This is a genomic window from Dellaglioa sp. CoH-57-MRSF-19, from assembly GCF_056781975.1.
The window spans coordinates 1-428 of record NZ_JBXAXW010000145.1 but is presented as its reverse complement, the minus strand read 5'-3'; the positions used below and the strand labels follow the sequence as shown (position 1 = coordinate 428).

Genomic DNA, 428 nt, shown 5'->3' with positions numbered 1-428 from the left:
AGCATGGCAACGTCCTACCCTCGCAGGGGGCGACCCCCAACTACTCTTGGCGCTAAGAAGCTTAACTTCTGTGTTCGACATGGGAACAGGTGTATCCTTCTTGCTATCGCCACCACACTCTTTTACTACTACATAAAACAATTTTGCAACCACTAATGCCGGCTGCAGGAGTCGAACCTGTGACCCTCGGTTTACGATACCGATGCTCTACCAACTGAGCTAAGCCGGCGAAAATGACCCGTACGGGATTTGAACCCATGTTACCGCCGTGAAAGGGCGGTGTCTTAACCACTTGACCAACGGGTCATATACATAAAAATGTGTTAATCAGTTAGATTAGCACATTTTTAAATTTATTATTAGCATGGCAACGTCCTACCCTCGCAGGGGGCGACCCCCAACTACTCTTGGCGCTAAGAAGCTTAACT

At 48.4% G+C, this 428-nt stretch carries 2 tRNA genes and 1 rRNA gene; all 3 read right to left on the bottom strand.

The window, feature by feature from the left end:
• Position 1 precedes the first annotated feature (1 nt).
• The 3 genes from rrf to AC1RO3_RS08675 all read right to left on the bottom strand — a co-directional run bounded on the left by rrf (position 2) and on the right by AC1RO3_RS08675 (position 306).
• Positions 2–117: ribosomal RNA gene (gene rrf / locus AC1RO3_RS08685) — 5S ribosomal RNA — on the bottom strand.
• 39 nt (positions 118–156) lie between these two features.
• A tRNA-Thr gene (locus AC1RO3_RS08680) sits at positions 157–229 on the bottom strand.
• A gap of 5 nt (positions 230–234) precedes the next feature.
• Positions 235–306 (bottom strand) — tRNA-Glu (locus tag AC1RO3_RS08675).
• Between the last annotated feature and the right edge of the window lie 122 nt (positions 307–428).